A 17,970-nucleotide genomic window follows, 5' to 3' on the forward strand; every position below is an offset into this window, starting at 1 on the left:
TTAAGACAATGTTGTTAACGGCAAAGGTCATGAGAAACAGTTGTTTTAAAACTAAGTTGCATGTTAAAAACACCTTATTCTGGATGACGGAATAAGGTGTCTTTAGCGTGAGCAGTATTCTTAAGACTCGCAGCAAACGACCAAGCAGTTAATAAGTGTACAGATAATGGATGGTGATTCATTTTAAATAAATCGCGTATAATATGACCTAAACGTAGCGGCTTTTTTATAAAATAACGAGTTTTGTTAGAGGAGGGATTGTGTGGCTCTTTCATTTAACGCATTGATGGACGCAGTACCGGTTGTCATTAAGGCTGGCAACGTGCCTAATATTGTTGGCGAGGCTGGGATTGGTAAGTCTGCTTTAGTGGCAGCTGTTGCGCAAAAAATGAACGCGCAGCTCTTTACGACAGTTGTCAGTCTGTCTGAAAAGGGCGATTTAGCCATCCCAGTGCCACCATTAACAGCAGATAGTTTCATTCAAACGAATCAGTATGGACGCTTGGCCGATGTTCAGTATGGTTATGCGCATACGTTGGTGGCCATCATTCAATATGCGGAACAGCATCCAGACCAGCCGATTATTTGGTTTCTTGATGAGTTTAATCGCGGTACCCAGGCCGTTCAGAGCGAGTTAATGAACCTAGTGTTACAACGACAGATTAATGATTTGGTGCTACCACAGCACGTTAAACTCGTATTGGCTGAAAATCCAGACTCACAAATGCAAGGTTTTGCTGATTCACTGTACGGGGTTACGGCCGGAGATGACGCCATTAAGGACCGCACTACCCGGCTAGTGATGAGTGCCAGCACACCAGATTGGTTAGCGTGGGCGCGACAAACTGATGGTACAGGGCATCCCAATATTATTCGGTCAGTACGCGATTATTTAACGCAACAGCCAAATGATTTGCGGCCACTTCAGCACGACGATGACGTTTATCCGACCCCACGAGCCTGGCAACGTGTATCAACTAATTTATCGCAATTGGACAACGCACCCAAGGCAGTTCAACAAGCCCTTCAGTTTGACATCATCACAGGTGATTTAGGCGAAACGGTAGGGGCTAAGTTCAATCAATTTTTGACTCGGGGGATCACCGTCACTGATCTGTTTAAACATGCAGATACTGGTGCTATTCTTGATGAACCGATTGCTGATGCCTTCAGTGCTTTATCGATAGGCGAACGGCAGTCGTTGTTGATTGCGGCCGGGAAATTGACTGAGATGCCATTAACGACAGGTATTTATGCTGCTAGGTGGCTGACTTTGCTACGACAACTTCCCGTTGACGGACAGTTTGCAGTGGTCAATTCGTTGGGCCAGCAAGATGGTTGGTTGATTGCACTGCAACGAGCTACTGACGAAGCTTCAAAAGCACTAGGTAAAACGGTGTTGAATATTATGAACGGCCAGGCCTTTAATGCATGAGTGGCATTAACATCAACCAAGCATTGCAACGATTTCATCAACAAACGAAAGTAGATCGAGATAATAGTGAGCGTGTCATACAGGCGGCTATTATGCGTTTGCTACAGCAGCAACCGGTTTACGGGCAGCTAATTGCTCAGTTACCGCGGCAACATGTAACGACGCCTTCAGAAGGATTAAAGGATGGACAGCGTGCGTTTGCGCCATTATTCGGCTTAGTGTGGTCACAATCGACGCTCATATTGCGTGTCAATGATTGTCACTGGCAACAAGCTCAAAACGAAGGGCTGTTGCTGGCGTTGTTAGTTCATGAGGCCTTACATCTGTTGTGGCAGCATCCGTTGCGTTACTTACATGAATCAGGACAAAACGTCGATATCGCTACTGATGTCGCAATCAATCAAGTAATGACCACACAGATCCCTGGTGCATGGACACTTGGGTGGTTGAATCAACGTCTACAACGCCAATTACCGAGTAACGCTGATTCCGCCGTTTATTTAGCCGCTTTGAATCAAGTTACTGTGGATTCCACAGATCATAATCACACGACCAGTGAAGAACTGACGGGATCGTCACAAGGGTCAGTAATAGATAAAAAATTATCCGCAGTTCGCCACACAGATGGGGCGGGGCAACAGCAAGATGAATTTTTTAATGAATCAAAGCGTAATGAACCTCATCTTGCTGATAGTCACGACGGCTGGACCAGTTCGTCGGTAAACGATGAGTTAGCTCGTGCTAACTTGCGTCAACGAATTAATCAGGCGTTAGAGCGAACCACACTTACTCAACGGGGTAAGCTACCGAGTGCTGTTCAGGCAAAGTTGGCTAGCTTTTCACAGCAACGCGCACACTTGCCGTGGACCGCAATATTAAGCAAATTAATCGGCACTGTGTCGCATGGCAAACGGGATAGCCGAGCACGATTCAATCGTCGTCAACCACAGCGCATGGCACTGCCTGGTCAAATAGCGAGAAGACGGGTCGCCGTTACGGCCTTTATTGACGAATCAGCATCGATTTCAACGCAGATGACCGTTCGGTTTATCAATGAACTGACTGGTCTAACGCGTGCATATGAACTGGCGCTCACGGTCATTCCGTTTGATGCCGCGGTTCACGATCCCATCACATTGTCATCGTCCTCACAGGTTGCTGAAAAACTACGTGCACGCCACGTTGGCGGCGGCACAAGCTTCCAAAGTGTTTTCGATTATTTGAAGGCTGATTGTTCGCAGACACCGACGTCACTCATTGTCATACTGACGGACGGTGAGGGTGAAACAACTATTGATGCACACGGTTATCATCGCGTTTTATGGGTATTAGTTGGTCCACAAGAATTGAGTGTGCAAACGCCGCCAGGTTGGGTGGCAAATATTAACGAGTAAGGAGAACAAGTTCATGGCCGCAGTTACAATGACAGATGCAGATTGGCAAGATTACTTAAACAAGACCCCGCGCGCCATCCGCGCAGCGAGTTTGTTGACGGATCAATGGCAATCGGTATTGGTCGACAATCCACTGTTCATTTCCATGATAAGCGTTGCTGATTTGGTCTATGCTAATCGACTTGCTGTTAATGAGGTGCAACCAAACGTTGAATGGCCACTTGACACGTACGCGCATCGCCAGCAGTTTCGGCGGCACTACGCCCGTTATTTGACGCCTGATAGTAATACGTGGCTGAAGCGGGAAGATTAAGGGTTAAGCAGGATTTGAACCAAAATAACCGTCAACGAGTTGTGAAAATCGTTGGCGGTTATTTTGGTTTTAGAGCATTCATTAAGTTAGTCCAGTTTAGGCTCTTTCCAGTCAGGGTTTGGCCAGTATTCGAGACCAAGCGAGCTGATGATGGCTAGAATCGCAAAACTAATGAATAATAGTTGATATTGTTTGCTAGAAATAATCGGCGTATTAAACACATTTAAAACGTGGTAAAGCAGGTACCGGTGGGGATGCCCGCTGATTGCATGAGTTGATAATGGCAAGTACGGACTAGCAGTAGCCGGAATGTACAACGGTTGGTTGGTCCTATTCGTAATCCGTAATGTATACGTGCCAGGATCTTGCAGCGTGTTTGCCGTGCCGGCGTCGACGTCCAAGGATGACCACTGGTAAACGGTTTGCCGATTCATGCGCAATCCAACCGAGAAGTTTTCCGATTGACTAGCCACGTCAGGCAAATTCAACTGACTAAATGGTCGTTTCGCAACGATCTTCTCAGAAAGCGAGTGATGTGGCGTTAGTTTAATCGCGTCATGCTGTGCGTAGTTGGACACCATCTGTGAGGAAACCGTTTGTGTTTGGACAACAGGGGTGGCGACCAGTGGCTGGCGATTGTGGTGATCCGCATAACCTAAACCGATGGCAAAAATAAGCAGAGTAACAATCCCGGTCCATGTCCGGCCACGCTCACCATACGCTGGATGGGCGAAGAACTGCTGTAACAGATCGCTGATATCATGCAATCCGGTGGCAGCCATCATGAACAGGAAGGGAAAAGTAACGTATGCGTAATGAGCATCAACTGTCCAGAACAGCATATGCATCCCATAAATTCCTAGGACGATCAATTCATAGAACAAGACTTGGTTGCGACGAGGAGATAACATTTCAAACACAGACCCGATCAGCATGGCCCCTAAAACAGTGATGTAAACGATCTGTGTTAAATTGACTAGTAAAAATTGTAATTTGTTTTTGTGTTCCTGATAGAAACTTGGCTGTTTGAAGAACTGATTTGGTGATTGGAACATCCCTAAGTTACCGGTCGACCACATCGTCATGGTCTTTTGATAACTTTGTTTGATGATTCCCCAAATGCCAGCATCCTGAAGACGGTCAGACAGGATTTTGTGCGTCGCTTTAATGTTTTCTTTGCGACCGTGGCCACTCATTGCTTGAGCATCATGTTCGTTGAAGCGGCCTTCACTGTCTTGATTCAATCCCATGGCTGTCCAAGCGGATGTCGGTAAGGTTTTGCTTTGGTTGACGTGGTAACCATAATGTGACTGAACAGCATGACTCACACCAACACCAGCTAACCAAATTGCGGCAAACACAACTAGGCCAATCAAACCACGAACAACAGATGTCCGATTAATCCGAGCGGCTAATAGCCAATAAATCAAAATGGCAATTGGCACAATCAATAGGTTAGGCTTGATTAAATAACCAATGGTGAATGTGACACCCAGTAATGCAGCATACCCAGCCTTAGACAACGGTTGTTGCCGTGAAAAGTAACGATTAAGAAAGACCACCATCATTAGCGGAATAACAACCGCAACCGAGTCAACATAAAAGTTGAGCGCGAACCAGTAAAAAGGTGCAAAACTGGCAGCAAGAATGGCAAACATCGCTGCTGAACTGGCCGCCACATAACGACGAATTAAGCGCCAACTCATGATCAAAGTAAAGTCGATCAAGATGAAATTAAGAACGTTCAGCACATAACCGGTGGCGACGGCTGAATGAACATGAAACAACTCAATGATCCAGGTGAGAAAAATGGTCAGGTTAACATTGTGTGGATACCAAGCGAAATAGCTAAACCAATGATGTGACCCATTGGCTAAATTTAACGCTTGCAAACGCATTAAGGCAGGGTCTGTATTGCCGATGCCGACGAAGTGAAAGGCTAAATACACCTGAACAGCCATAGCAATGACAAGCACCACCGTGCTGACCCAATTGGCCACTTTTGCGGATGCACGACCCAGCCACATATTAATCACGACCATGAATACCCCGATGGTGAGTGACATGAAAAATAAACTTGAAGGTTGAAGCCACAGGGCCTGACCAAAGTCGCCTGATTGACGAGCTAGGGCCGTGAAAAAAATAACGCCAAAAATGATGGCGGTGATGGCGGCCACTGCGCGGCGTAATGCAATTTGAATGATGGTAACCTCCCAATGATTCCAGTTAAATATATTCTACCCATCCTGACAAATGAATGCTATACAAAGGTCAGTCAAATGTGAGCATTTATTTATTAAAACACCGCCTAATAACACTAAACAGTGCTATTAGGCGGTGTTTATGACATTCTTGTTATTTTTTAAGCGTGCCGAACTAACAGTTGTGAGACAAGAGCACCCAATTCAGTTGCCAGTGGTTCTGGCAGTGTGGTAATTAGTGATTGCGCTTTTTCGGTGTATTGTTGCGCTAATTCTTCAGCATGCGTCGGTCCGTCTAAGTCGATGACGTGTTGAGTGATTGCTTGGATAGCCTCGTCATTGAGGTGTTGCTGGTCTTGAAGATGTTGGGCAAACCAATCAGGGTCGTTTTGACTTGCGAGAATGAGGGGAAGGGTGAACGCACCCTCCCGTAAATCATGGCGAACCGGTTTTGTAGCTGTTGACGGATTAGCGACATAATCTAAAATGTCATCCCTGATTTGATAGGCCATCCCCAACGCGATTCCAATTTGCTGAGCGACTTTGGCCTCACTTGACGTTCCTTTGCTGATAACAACGCCAAATTGCATCGCAAAACCGAATAAACGGGCCGTTTTACCCTCGATTTCTGTTAAATAATCAGTCACTGTTGTTTGCGGATCAAAGTTTAAAGCGAGCTGGTTGAGTTCACCGGCTAAAATAAACCGCATAATATCATTGGCTGACTGAATTTCAGCATGACTATCCGTGGCTTTCAAAATTTCATCGAAGTAACTGGTAAACAGAAAATCACCTGTGTAGATGGCGGTTTTATTTCCATGGCGAACTTGTAAAGTTGGCTGACCATGACGTAGCTCAGCATCATCCAGCACGTCATCGTGAATCAAAGTTGCTACGTGTAACAGTTCGATGGCTGCCGCCGCTGCTCGCTGTCGCTTTTCATCCTGAACAGGCCCCAACTGTGCGAACATGTAAAATAATCCAGGTCGCAACAGTTTGCCACCATTGGTGAGTAAGCCAGTGACTTGCTGATCAATTTCGGTATTTCCAGAGTGGACCGTTGTTGTGAGGTATTGTGTGAGGTCGTTTAGTTTTCTATTAATAGCTGGAAATTGTTGCCAAAGTGCGTGCACCATATTGGTGAACATCCTCTCTGTGTAAAACGGTCATTGAACCGCATTATGTAAATTAGTTTAGTTAGAATTGGTGAAATGAACTTGGCAACATGCCCTGACGTGGGCATAATGAAAGTATCGAACTAACTATTTTTTATGCTACAGAATCGATGAAAGCTTGTCAACGAAAGGCTTTGCGCCATACTAAAATGTTTTGAGGGGTCAAAATGAAACCAAAAGTATTTCTTGAATTTGTTGAATTTCAGTCATTAGTTGCCAGCGTGTTGCCATTTACGTTAGGGCTACTGTACGTTTGGTACAATTACCACGCCTTTAATCTCTTACATAGTGTGCTCTTTTTTATTGTGATCGAGCTGATGCACATGGCCGTAAATGCCAATGACAATACTCAAGATTTCGTGCACGCGAAGGACGAGAAAACGTTTAAACAGCTAACAAACGTCGTGGGCCACTATCACATTTCACTTCGGCTGGCGATCACGGTTATTGTGAGCTTGTCTGCTGGCGCCGCGATTATTGGTTTTGGTTTGCTGAAATTGACGTGGGGCTCAAGTAGTTGGATTTTCTTGAGCATGGGGATCATTGGCTTCCTTGTTGGCTATTTTTACGCTGGTGGACCGCTGCCAATTTCAAATACGCCGTTTGGCGAGCTTTTTTCTGGCGTCACCATGGGATACGTGATCATGTTGGCAGCTGTTTATGTCAATTTAGCACCCGCCCAGCAATTGTCATGGTCCCTTGCTGGTAACGTTTTATTAGCATCAGGATTGGCTGTGTTTGCCATCGGTAATTTGATGTTGGCCAACAATCTGTGTGATTACGAAGAAGATAAGCTAAATGAGCGTCGGACGATCGTGGTTTTGCTGGGTCAACGCATTATGTTATGGGCCTGGAATATTGGCTATGCGTTGGGATATGTTTGCATGATTGCTGCAGTGTTAGTCGGTTCGCTGCCTAAACTGACATTATTAGCGTTATTAATTGTGCCAGTCGTCATTAAAAACAATCGGCAGTTTGGCGCTGTGATGGTTAAATCAAAAAGTTTTGTATTAGCGGTTAAGAATTGTATTCTCATCACCATTTCGTTTGCTTTAGCGATGGGGATTGGTATTATCTTTCGTCTATAACTGAATGATTGAAACTTTAGCATTGAGACAAATAACCGCGTAGGTGGTGATTTATCAGCAACATGATCTGAATGTGCTCTAGTTTTTGATTCATAATGCTTGTCACAACTGCCTTGGTAGACGCATTAGTGATGTCAACATGACGGTACGGACAGCCTTTTGTTGAAACTAAAAGTCATTAATTTTTTCTTAGCCACGTTGCTAAAGTTAGCACGGACCATCAACTTTGTGATTTAATGAAAATCGAACGCAATTAACAGAGTAAAGGACGGTTGGTGTGGCAAAAAAGCGACGAAAAATTAATTGGCGTCGTCGAATGAAGCGCTTTAGGCGAGCACTAAAGGGCTTTTTTGTCTATCGCGGTCATTTGCGTTGGTTCAACACACTGCTAACGGCACTGACGATTTTGATTATCGCGCTAGCGTTTGGCGGTGTTGGCAAACGGGTGTTAGTGCCTGCTGGACAATCTTCACAGATTGACGGAACGGCAAAACAGCATCGGCAATTCATTAACCAAGTGGCACCATACGCACAACAACTGCAACAACGGACACGTGTGCTGGCCAGTTTACAAATTGCCCAAGCAATCCTTGAATCTGATTGGGGCGAATCGACGTTAGCCAGCCAATACCATAATTATTTTGGTGTTAAAGCAGGACAGGATGAACCGGGGGTTGTCTTAAGTACATTGGAGTATGTTAACGACCACTATGAAACAGTTAATGCCCGGTTTAGAACGTATCCCAACTGGCAAGCTTCATTTGCAGCGCACGCGCAACTGTTTGTTAATGGTGTCGATTGGAATCCAAACAAGTATAGCGACGTTCTTGCCGCTACGGATTATCGTTCAGGTGCCGCAGCCTTGCAAAAGGACGGGTACGCAACGGATCCAGGATACACTAATAAAATAGTTGCAATTATTGAAAAATATCATTTAAATCGTTTCGATCAATCTAATTGATTATGCACTTATCAGGCGAACAACTTGTCATTCTGGACCGGTTCACCTACACTAAGTGCATTAATAATCAAAAATTTGAATTAGATACAGAGGAGACTGTGCCGTGACGGGAAATGTTTTATACCCTGGTGATACGCTGGGCATTATTGGAAATAGTTCAAACGGACCGTTATTAGTAAATGCAGCCCGCCGTGTGGGGCTCAATGTGGCCGCTTACACCTCAGAAACCAACAGTGAAATTGCAAGTCTAGCCGACGCAGTGTTCACCGGCGCGTTTGATAACAAACAACGTTTACAGGCGTTTGCTGAAAATTGTGATGTGGTCACCTACGAGTCTGAACATGTGCCTAGTGAGGTGATTTCGTTTATCGCTCAGTTCACAAAGGTCCCACAGGGGTTCGACACCTTGGCGATGATGCAGGATCGATCATTAGAGCGGGCCTTTTTTGAAGGACTCAATATCAACATCCCACCATATGCCACGATTATTGAACTGGATGACATTTACGCTTCGGCGGCTTCAATCGGCTATCCAGCTGTGTTGAAGCCAATGCAAAAGGGAATTGAACAAGAACAGCAGTTAACCATTCGTTCACAGGCCGATGTGCCATTGGCAGCAGATATGCTGCAACGTGGCCCACACATTTTGGAGGCTACAATCCCCAATGCTCAGGAAATTTCCGTGCTGGTGGTCAAGGGTTATCCACAAGAAAATGAATTGGCTGATCAAATCCGGCTGTTTCCAATCATTGAAACCAATTATCAACAGGGACGTTTGATGCGCGCAATTGCACCCGCCCGGATTTCAGATGACGTTAATGATGAGATTAAACGGATTACACAAACGGTCGCCCACAATGTCGATTATTATGGTGTGTTTCAGTTAAGCTTCATGATCACGGACACAGGCAATCTCTTTCTCCGTGATTTAACACCGGCGATGGATCGATCTGGCTTGGTGTTTGACAAGGCGGCTAACATCACGATGTTTGAAGCACATTTGCATGCGATTGCTGGCTTACCATTGGCCATTCCAAAGCAGTACATGGCAACGGTTCTGGCATCCTTTGACGATGAACAACTCAATGCCATTCGCACACAGTGGATTATCAAATCTAATTGGGAATTTGTGTTCTACCATAAAAGTGGTCGGTTGATTTCTCCTGCCGCGGGGCATGTGTTGATTCAAGCCTCAACGGTTCAAGATGCTTTGAATCAGTTGTCGGCAACGACGATTTGGGATCCTGCACGGCCAGTGGCACCGGCACCGAGTCGATTAGACAAAAATAAATAAATATTTTTGATAGAGTGACTGTTTGTGAGTAGGAAAATCTTGCAAGTGGTCGTTTTTATTTTCAAAACATATGTTCGATACGATGGTGTGACGCTGTCGATTTTGGTATACTTGAACTACTGAATTTTTACGAGAGGAAGGCACATTTTCGTGAGCGCAACCACATTATTAGCAGGACTAAACGACAAGCAGCAGGAAGCTGTTCAGACAACAGAGGGGCCATTATTGATCATGGCTGGTGCCGGATCAGGGAAAACCCGAGTGCTGACACATCGTGTTGCTTATTTGATCGAAGAAAAAGACGTTAAGCCGTGGCATGTGCTGGCGATTACGTTTACCAATAAAGCTGCTCGCGAAATGCGTGAACGAGTGGCTAAGCTTTTAGGCGAAAGTGGAGAAGATGTTTGGGTTTCCACATTCCACGCCCTGTGTGTCCGGGTATTGCGTCGAGACATTGACCGGATTGGGTTTAACCGGGCATTTACCATCACTGACACTAGTGAGCAGCGGACGTTGGTTAAACGAATTTTGCGAGAACAGAATATCGATCCTAAGAAGTATGATCCGCGTTCACTGTTGGCCGCAATTTCAAATGCCAAAAATGATTTGCAGACGCCAGCTGATTATGTAAAGACTGCAAATACGCCGTTTGAACAAATTACAGCAACGGTTTACGAAGATTATCAACGTGAACTCAAGGCCAATCAGGCCCTCGATTTTGACGATTTGATTATGCTTACGATCGAGTTATTTGATAAGGCGCCTGATGTGCTGGAAGGCTATCAACGCCGATTTGAATACATTCATGTGGATGAGTATCAGGACACCAATAATGCCCAGTATAAGTTGGTCAGCATGTTAGCGGCTAAATCTCACAATCTCTGTGTTGTCGGGGATGCTGATCAGAGTATTTATGGCTGGCGTGGTGCCAACATGAATAACATTCTGGATTTTGAAAAGGATTATCCAGAGGCGCAAACCGTTATGTTGGAACAAAATTACCGCTCAACACAAACCATTTTAAACGCCGCCAATGAAGTGATTGAAAATAATGTTATTCGTCGGAAAAAGAATTTGTGGACGGATAATGGTAGTGGGGAAAAGATTTCTTATTACCGCGCACAAAGCGAACGTGATGAAGCGCATTTTGTGGTGGCTCAAATCGAGACACAAATGCGAGAAAATCACCGGGACTACGGTGACTTTGCTATTCTGTATCGGACTAATGCCCAATCGCGGACTATTGAAGACGCGTTGGTTAAAAGCAATATCCCTTATAATATGGTCGGTGGACATAAATTCTACGACCGGAAGGAAATTCGCGATGTATTGGCTTATTTGACACTGATTGTCAATCCACAAGATGACATGAGTTTTGAACGCATTATCAATGAACCAAAACGTGGTCTCGGCAGCGGCTCAGTTGAAAAATTGCGTGAATTTGCAAACTTCAACAGTTGGAGCTTATTGGAAGCCGCACAGAACGTTACGATGGCGAACAATGTTCCGAGTCGTGCACGGAACAGTTTTGATGAATTTGGCCAGATGATGGCTGAACTGACCAAAATGCGTGAATTTGTCTCAGTTACGGACTTGACGGAACAATTGCTAGATAAAACTGGTTATTTACCAGCACTTAAAGCGACCCATTCACTAGAGGATGAGGCCCGTGTTGAAAACTTGCAGGAATTTCTGTCAGTTACAAAACAGTTTGATGATTCCTATGAACCAACAACCGCTGCGCCAACTGACGTTGAAGCGGCTGATCAACCTGTACCCGAAGGTAGTGGTGACAAGTTTGTTGATTTTCTGGCTGACTTGGCCCTTGTTTCGGACTTGGACGACGTCGATGAAGAAAATGATCAAAACGTCACGTTAATGACGCTACATGCCGCTAAAGGGCTTGAATTTCCGGTTGTCTTTTTGATGGGACTCGAAGAAGGTATCTTCCCACTTTCTCGTTCTGTCATGGATGAGGATGAATTGGAAGAAGAACGGCGGTTAGCTTATGTTGGGATTACGCGTGCTAAACAAAAACTGTACATGACGAATGCATTTTCACGCCTATTGTATGGTCGCGTGCAAAATAACCCAGCGTCACGCTTTGTAGAAGAAATTAATCCGGATTTGATTCAGAGTGAAAACCACAGTGCCGGCAGTTTAACAGCCGGAGGACCGAAAACACCGTTTGATAGACGCACAGAATCCGCTTTGTCCACCACTTATAAACGTAAACCAATTGGCACCAAGTCGACAAAGGTTGAGCGGTCACAGGGAACGGGAGCTGACCAAGTTAGTTGGGCTGCCGGCGATAAGGTGACCCATAAGAAGTGGGGAGAAGGCACCGTTGTGAAGGTTAACGGCCAAGGTGAGGATGCTGAATTAGACATTGCTTTCCCAGAGCAAGGCATTAAACGGTTACTGGCAGCTTTTGCACCAATTACAAAGGCTTAATTCTCTGTTTAATTGGTAGTTAATCAAAGGTTTTGGTGAGTTTGGCATCTGTGTCTAGATGCACATGCAAATCGAGTGAGGAGTGTTAGAGTATGGCAGATCAACCAGTATCGGAACTAACAACCACACAGGCTAATCAAGAAGCTACGCAACTGCGTGAACAGTTGGATTCGTGGCGAAAAGAGTACTATGTGCAGGATGCGCCAACGGTTGAGGATCACACATATGATATGCATTATCAACGATTGTTGGATTTGGAAGCGGCATTTCCTGAAATTGTAACGCCTGACTCACCAACGCAGCAGGTTGGCGATGTGACACTGCCTGGCTTTAGTAAGGTGACGCACACGGTACCAATGCTGTCGATGGGGGACGTGTTCTCGATTGAAGAACTGGCCGAATTTGATGCCCGTACAAAGCAAAATTTAGGGCAAGATGAACTGGAATATAATTGCGAACTTAAAATTGATGGGTTGGCGATTTCGTTAGTTTATGAAAACGGCAAGTTTGTTCAGGGTTCCACGCGTGGTGATGGTAATATTGGCGAGGATATTACAGCTAACTTGAAGACCATTAAGTCAATTCCGATGACATTGACCGAGCCTCTCTCCATTGAGGTTCGGGGCGAATGCTACATGCCTAAAGCGTCGTTTGCAAAACTAAATGAACGTCAGGAAGCTGAAGGGAAAACGCCATTTGCCAATCCGCGAAATGCGGCCGCTGGTTCACTAAGACAACTGGATCGAAAGGTGACGGCAGATCGTAATTTAGACACGTTTATCTATTACACCTCAAGCTTTGAAGCTCTTGGTGCGTCTACTCAAAGTGAAGCGTTGCAGCGTTATCAGGAACTTGGTTTCACTATCAATCCACATTCTCGCGTGTGCCACAATATGGATGAGATTAAGGCTTATATTGACGAATACACTGGTCAACGTGAATCATTAAGCTACGGTATTGATGGCATTGTTATTAAGGTTAACCCTGTTTCTCAACAAGATGAGCTGGGAAATACCGTCAAAGTGCCACGGTGGGAAATTGCCTACAAATTCCCGCCAGATGAACAACAAACGGTGGTACGTGATATTGAATGGACAGTTGGTCGAACGGGCATTGTCACGCCCACGGCAGTAATGGATCCCGTTCAGTTGGCTGGGACAACAGTTGCCCGCGCGTCGTTGCACAATCCTGATTATTTAAACGAAAAAGGGGTCCGAGTCGGCGATACCGTTACGTTGCATAAGGCCGGTGACATTATCCCCGAAGTCGGTGAAGTCATCATGGACAAACGGCCTGCAGATAGTGCACCATACGCGATTCCAACGCAATGTCCATCCTGTGGTAAAGACCTCGTTCATATTGATGAAGAGGTAGCACTACGTTGTATCAATCCTAAGTGTCCAGCTCAGGTCACAGAAGGGTTGACTCATTTTGCTTCTCGAGACGCGATGAATATTGATGGCTTAGGACCTTCTTTAGTTGCCCAATTGTACAATCGTGAAATGCTCAGTGACGTGGCTGGTCTTTACCATCTGAAGCATGATGAATTGTTAACTTTAGATAAATTTGGTGATAAATCAGCCACAAACTTATTGACAGCGATTGACAACAGCCGCAATAATTCTTTGGAGCGGTTATTGTTTGGTCTAGGCATTCGGCATCTTGGCGCTAAGGCTGCTCGGCAAGTTGCTGAGCACTTTAAGACGATGACGGCAGTCATGACGGCATCCGCAGATGACATTGCGGAGATTGATGGCATGGGGCTGACTATCGGCGATGCCGTAGCACAATATTTCAGCACTGAGGCGGCCCAAGAATTAGTCAATGAGTTGGTTGCTGCCGGCGTTAACATGACGTACGATGGCCCTGATACTGTGGCTGCGGCGGATGATCCATTCTTCGGTGGTAAACGGGTAGTATTGACTGGTAAGCTAACACAGATGACCCGTGCTGATGCGACTGCGTGGTTAACCGCTCATGGCGCCAAAGTTTCTAACAGTGTTTCTAAGAATACGGACTTACTTATCGCCGGTGAGGATGCGGGGAGTAAGTTGGCGAAGGCAACACAGCTGGAAATTGAGATTTGGAACGAAGATCGATTCGCACAAACGATGGCTGAGGATAATTAACAGTACAGACTAGCTTGACCTGTTTGTACTAATTCCAGCAGGGAGGATTTGGATTAAGGTGAAAAAGTTTCGTATTGTGGCCGCATTGTTATCTACCATGATGTTATTGGCAGCCTGTGGTAACCTCGACAGCACATCAAGTAGTTCGACAACACCGACTACCAGTAAAAAGAAGGTTCAAACAACTGGTCAAACCAACAGCAATAATTATCAAGGTGTCATCAAGAACGGGCATTATTTAACGAGTGCCGCCCGTGGTGTCACCAATGATCAAGACAATAACACCATGAACCTGAAGAGTTTTGAAAGTGGCTTATTAAATGTCTCTAAAAAGGAATTTAAGCCGAGCAAGTATATCTTTCAGGAAGGTCAGTATTTGTCTACGTCAACTGTTCAAAAGTGGGTTGAGCGTAAGTCAAACGATAATCCTACGGGATTAAACCCTGTTGATAATGGTCAAAAGGATGCCAACAAACGGAATCCGCTGTATTTACAAACTATTGAAGAACAAGACTACATGACGCAGGATGGCGACAATTTATCCTTGTCTGGAATGACTATCGGAATCGGTTTAAATTCGGTTGACTACTACACCAAGGAAAAATATGGTGCTCAGTATTCGACAAATATTTCCGATGAGCAAATGACAACCCAAGGCCGTGCAATTGCAGCAGAAGTATTAAAACGTGTGCGTGCGACTAAGGGCGTTGGCAAAGATGTGCCAATTGTGATTGCTTTGTATAAGCAGGCTTCTGATGACAGTTTGGTTGGCGGTACGTTCTTCTCGTATAGTGTCAATGACGGAAACAACATCAGTTCTTGGCAGAACATCAACCAACGTAACGTAGTCTTTCCGTCTGCAGGTGGTTCCAGTACGTCAGGCACCAGTAATGATGAGAGCAACTTCGAAAACTTTAAGACTCAGATTCAAAACTTCTTCCCGAATCTCAGTGGTGTGACCGCTCAGGCACAATACCAGGATGATAATTTAGCTGGTATGAATGTCACGATTACAACGCAATTTTATAGTCAAACAGAGATTATTAGCTTTACCCAGTACCTGGCCCAAGTAGCGCCGAAATACTTACCGTCAGGGGTGCCAATTGATATCACGGTTCAGTCAACGGATGGCGTTCAGTCGTTCCTGAGTCGTGATTCGGGCCAAACTAAATTTTCAACACATGTTTTTGGATCCTATTAACAAAAATGAATAATTGACTAACCGCCACAACACAGGACAAAGCCTGTGTTATGGCGGTTTTTGTATTGAAGCGACAGAAAGATCATTAAGTTTGCGTTAGGCTATTTTATTTTCGATCAAAATGGCTAAAATGAGTTGGTGGTTCCAGATTATAAAAGTCGAGGTAGTTGTACGATGAATGCGAACACAAGAGCTAAGGTCAGTCGGGCAGGCATTTTTATTACGTTGGGGATCGTCTACGGAGATATTGGTACTTCGCCATTGTATGTTATGAAAACGATTCTTGGTGATAATGGTGGACTGTCTACCACGACACCGGAATTAGTGATTGGGAGTATTTCACTTATTTTTTGGACAGTGATGTTGCTCACAACTGTGAAGTATGTGCTTATCGCACTTAATGCCACCAACCATGGTGAAGGTGGTATTTTTGCACTTTATACACTGGTAAGACGTCAAGCTAAGTGGTTACTTTATCCGGCATTGATTGGTGGTGCTGCATTGCTTGCCGACGGGATGTTGACACCAGCTGTGACAGTAACAACCTCAATTGAAGGACTAAAGGGGATTGTTTTTCATCATTGGGAACCAGTCCAAAATCAGGCTGATGTCATTTTTATCACAGTCGTAATTTTATCGATTTTATTTGTGATTCAGCGCTTTGGGACCAAAACGATTGGTCATGCGTTCGGTCCAATTATGACTCTTTGGTTTACATTTATTGGCATTGTTGGTTTAGTGAATTTGCTGCCAGACCTTGCCATTTTAAAGGCGTTAAATCCTTACTATGCCATCAGTGTGCTGGCAAGCCCAGATAACAAGGTTGGCATTTTTATTCTGGGTAGCGTCTTTTTAGCGACTACTGGGGCTGAAGCACTGTATTCAGATGTTGGTCATGTTGGTAAGGCAAACATTGATGCAAGTTGGCCATATGTTTTTGTGTGTTTGATGCTTAACTATTTTGGGCAGGGTGTTTGGGTGATTCAACACGCTCACGAGGCCAACTTGGGACAAGCGGTGGACTTTAATCCCTTTTTTGAACTTTTACCTGGCGACTGGCGTTTTGTCGGCATTGTGCTGGCAACCTTGGCTGCCATTATCGCATCGCAAGCGCTGATTACTGGTTCGTACACATTAGTTGCAGAAGCAGTCCGGTTAAAATTATTGCCACGATTGAAGATTAATTACCCAACGCTTCAGCACGGGCAAATATACGTACCGGCTGTGAACGGCATTTTGTGGATTGCTTGTGTCGGAATAGTTTTCTTTTTCAGAACTTCTGCTCATATGGAGGCCGCATATGGATTAGCCATTACTGTGACAATGTTGATGACGACACTCTTGCTGTTCCAGTATTTGCGGTTACGGCATGTAAACGTTGTGTTGACTTGGTTAATGGTCCTATTCTTTGGCAGTTTGGAAACCATGTTCTTCCTGTCATCGATGGTTAAATTTGTTCATGGTGGCTATGTGACGGCTATTCTGGCTGGCTTAATTTTGTGTGTGATGTTTATTTGGTATTACGGCAATAAAATTCGTGATCGCGATGAGTTTGAGTCCGGCTATGTCGATTTAGATGATTATAAAGACCAGTTAGTTGCGCTGAGCAAAGATGAAAACTACCCAACGTTTGCAACCAATTTAGTCTATATGGCTAAGGTAAAACCGGGTCATATGATTAAAAAAGAAATGCTCTATTCAATTTTGGACAAACGTCCGAAACGTGCACAGGCATATTGGTTTGTGACAGTTAACGTTACAGATGAACCGTATACGGCTAAATATGATGTCGATATGATGGGCACGAACAATGTTATTAACGTTCAACTTTATCTTGGTTTTCGTCGTGAACAACGGGTAAATGTTTATCTGCGGGCGATTGTTCACGAGCTAATTGAGAGCGGTGATTTGCCGGCTCAACCGCAAACCTATACGATGCAAAAGGGCCGCAATGTTGGGGACTTCAGCTTTGTTGTCATTCAAGAAGAGCTGTCACCGGAAACACGAGTCAAACCATTTGATCGCTTTATTATCCAAGCGCGGGTGACCCTTCAAAATTGGACGAGCACGCCTGCAACATGGTTTGGTCTGGAATTTTCGGATGTTGTTGTCGAGCACGTGCCACTGATTCTCGGACGCCGGCGCCGGCCATTTTTACGGCGCATCAAACAACAACATACGGATGGCACAGACCGACAGTAAGCAAATCGAGATGTGTTTGTTGAAAAATTAATTACGACAATTAAGGGGCTGGATATGCCATTATTTTTGTCGCGATTATTTAGAGAAGAACACAAACTTACCGTGCTTTGTCGTATAATGTTA

Annotated in this window: 12 protein-coding genes; 10 read left to right on the forward strand and 2 right to left on the reverse strand. The window is 44.9% G+C overall.

The window, feature by feature from the left end:
* The first annotated feature begins 262 nt into the window (after positions 1-262).
* Genes G400_RS0113685 through G400_RS0113695 form a run of 3 tightly spaced genes read left to right on the forward strand, consistent with a single transcriptional unit; the run spans position 263 to position 3,142 of the window.
* Positions 263-1,435 carry an AAA family ATPase gene (locus tag G400_RS0113685; RefSeq protein WP_017262699.1) on the forward strand — a complete coding sequence of 391 codons (1,173 nt, stop codon included), beginning with the start codon at positions 263-265 and terminating at the stop codon, positions 1,433-1,435.
* Complete coding sequence (locus tag G400_RS0113690; protein WP_017262700.1) at positions 1,432-2,829, forward strand: vWA domain-containing protein; 1,398 nt, start codon at positions 1,432-1,434, stop codon at positions 2,827-2,829. The genes G400_RS0113685 and G400_RS0113690 overlap by 4 nt, the downstream gene beginning before the upstream one ends.
* Positions 2,830-2,842: 13 nt before the next feature.
* Positions 2,843-3,142 (forward strand): hypothetical protein, encoded by a 300-nt coding sequence (locus tag G400_RS0113695; protein ID WP_017262701.1) that lies wholly within the window; start codon positions 2,843-2,845, stop codon positions 3,140-3,142.
* A gap of 86 nt (positions 3,143-3,228) precedes the next feature.
* On the opposite strand, the gene G400_RS0113700 is transcribed toward G400_RS0113695, so the two are convergent.
* Both G400_RS0113700 and G400_RS0113705 read right to left on the reverse strand, forming a co-directional pair.
* Positions 3,229-5,319 carry a glycosyltransferase family 39 protein gene (locus tag G400_RS0113700; RefSeq protein ID WP_017262702.1) on the reverse strand — a complete coding sequence of 697 codons (2,091 nt, stop codon included), beginning with the start codon at positions 5,317-5,319 and terminating at the stop codon, positions 3,229-3,231.
* Positions 5,320-5,504: 185 nt separating this feature from the next.
* A complete protein-coding gene (locus tag G400_RS0113705; protein WP_017262703.1) occupies positions 5,505-6,479 on the reverse strand; it encodes a polyprenyl synthetase family protein in 975 nt (324 codons plus the stop codon).
* A 206-nt stretch (positions 6,480-6,685) separates the two neighbouring features.
* Here G400_RS0113705 and G400_RS0113710 point away from each other — a divergent pair, with 206 nt between their 5' ends.
* The 7 genes from G400_RS0113710 (at position 6,686) to G400_RS0113740 (ending at position 17,847) form a co-directional block, all read left to right on the forward strand.
* The gene (locus G400_RS0113710; protein ID WP_017262704.1) at positions 6,686-7,606 is read left to right on the forward strand and encodes a prenyltransferase; all 921 of its coding nucleotides are present in this window, start codon (positions 6,686-6,688) and stop codon (positions 7,604-7,606) included.
* Between the two features lie 277 nt (positions 7,607-7,883).
* Complete coding sequence (locus tag G400_RS0113715; protein WP_017262705.1) at positions 7,884-8,567, forward strand: glycoside hydrolase family 73 protein; 684 nt, start codon at positions 7,884-7,886, stop codon at positions 8,565-8,567.
* A 103-nt stretch (positions 8,568-8,670) separates the two neighbouring features.
* On the forward strand, positions 8,671-9,861 hold the full coding sequence (locus G400_RS15505) for an ATP-grasp domain-containing protein (protein ID WP_017262706.1): 1,191 nt from the start codon (positions 8,671-8,673) through the stop codon (positions 9,859-9,861).
* Between the two features lie 150 nt (positions 9,862-10,011).
* Positions 10,012-12,315 carry a DNA helicase PcrA gene (pcrA, locus tag G400_RS0113725; protein WP_017262707.1) on the forward strand — a complete coding sequence of 768 codons (2,304 nt, stop codon included), beginning with the start codon at positions 10,012-10,014 and terminating at the stop codon, positions 12,313-12,315.
* Positions 12,316-12,407: 92 nt separating this feature from the next.
* Positions 12,408-14,444, forward strand: a complete 2,037-nt coding sequence (gene ligA, locus G400_RS0113730; protein WP_017262708.1) for an NAD-dependent DNA ligase LigA — start codon at positions 12,408-12,410, stop codon at positions 14,442-14,444.
* A 58-nt stretch (positions 14,445-14,502) separates the two neighbouring features.
* Positions 14,503-15,645 (forward strand): CamS family sex pheromone protein, encoded by a 1,143-nt coding sequence (locus tag G400_RS0113735; RefSeq protein ID WP_017262709.1) that lies wholly within the window; start codon positions 14,503-14,505, stop codon positions 15,643-15,645.
* Positions 15,646-15,819: 174 nt separating this feature from the next.
* Positions 15,820-17,847, forward strand: a complete 2,028-nt coding sequence (locus G400_RS0113740; RefSeq protein ID WP_017262710.1) for a KUP/HAK/KT family potassium transporter — start codon at positions 15,820-15,822, stop codon at positions 17,845-17,847.
* Positions 17,848-17,970: the final 123 nt, after the last annotated feature.

This window comes from Furfurilactobacillus rossiae DSM 15814 (assembly GCF_000428925.1).
In the GTDB taxonomy this organism is placed as follows: Bacteria; Bacillota; Bacilli; order Lactobacillales; family Lactobacillaceae; genus Furfurilactobacillus; species Furfurilactobacillus rossiae.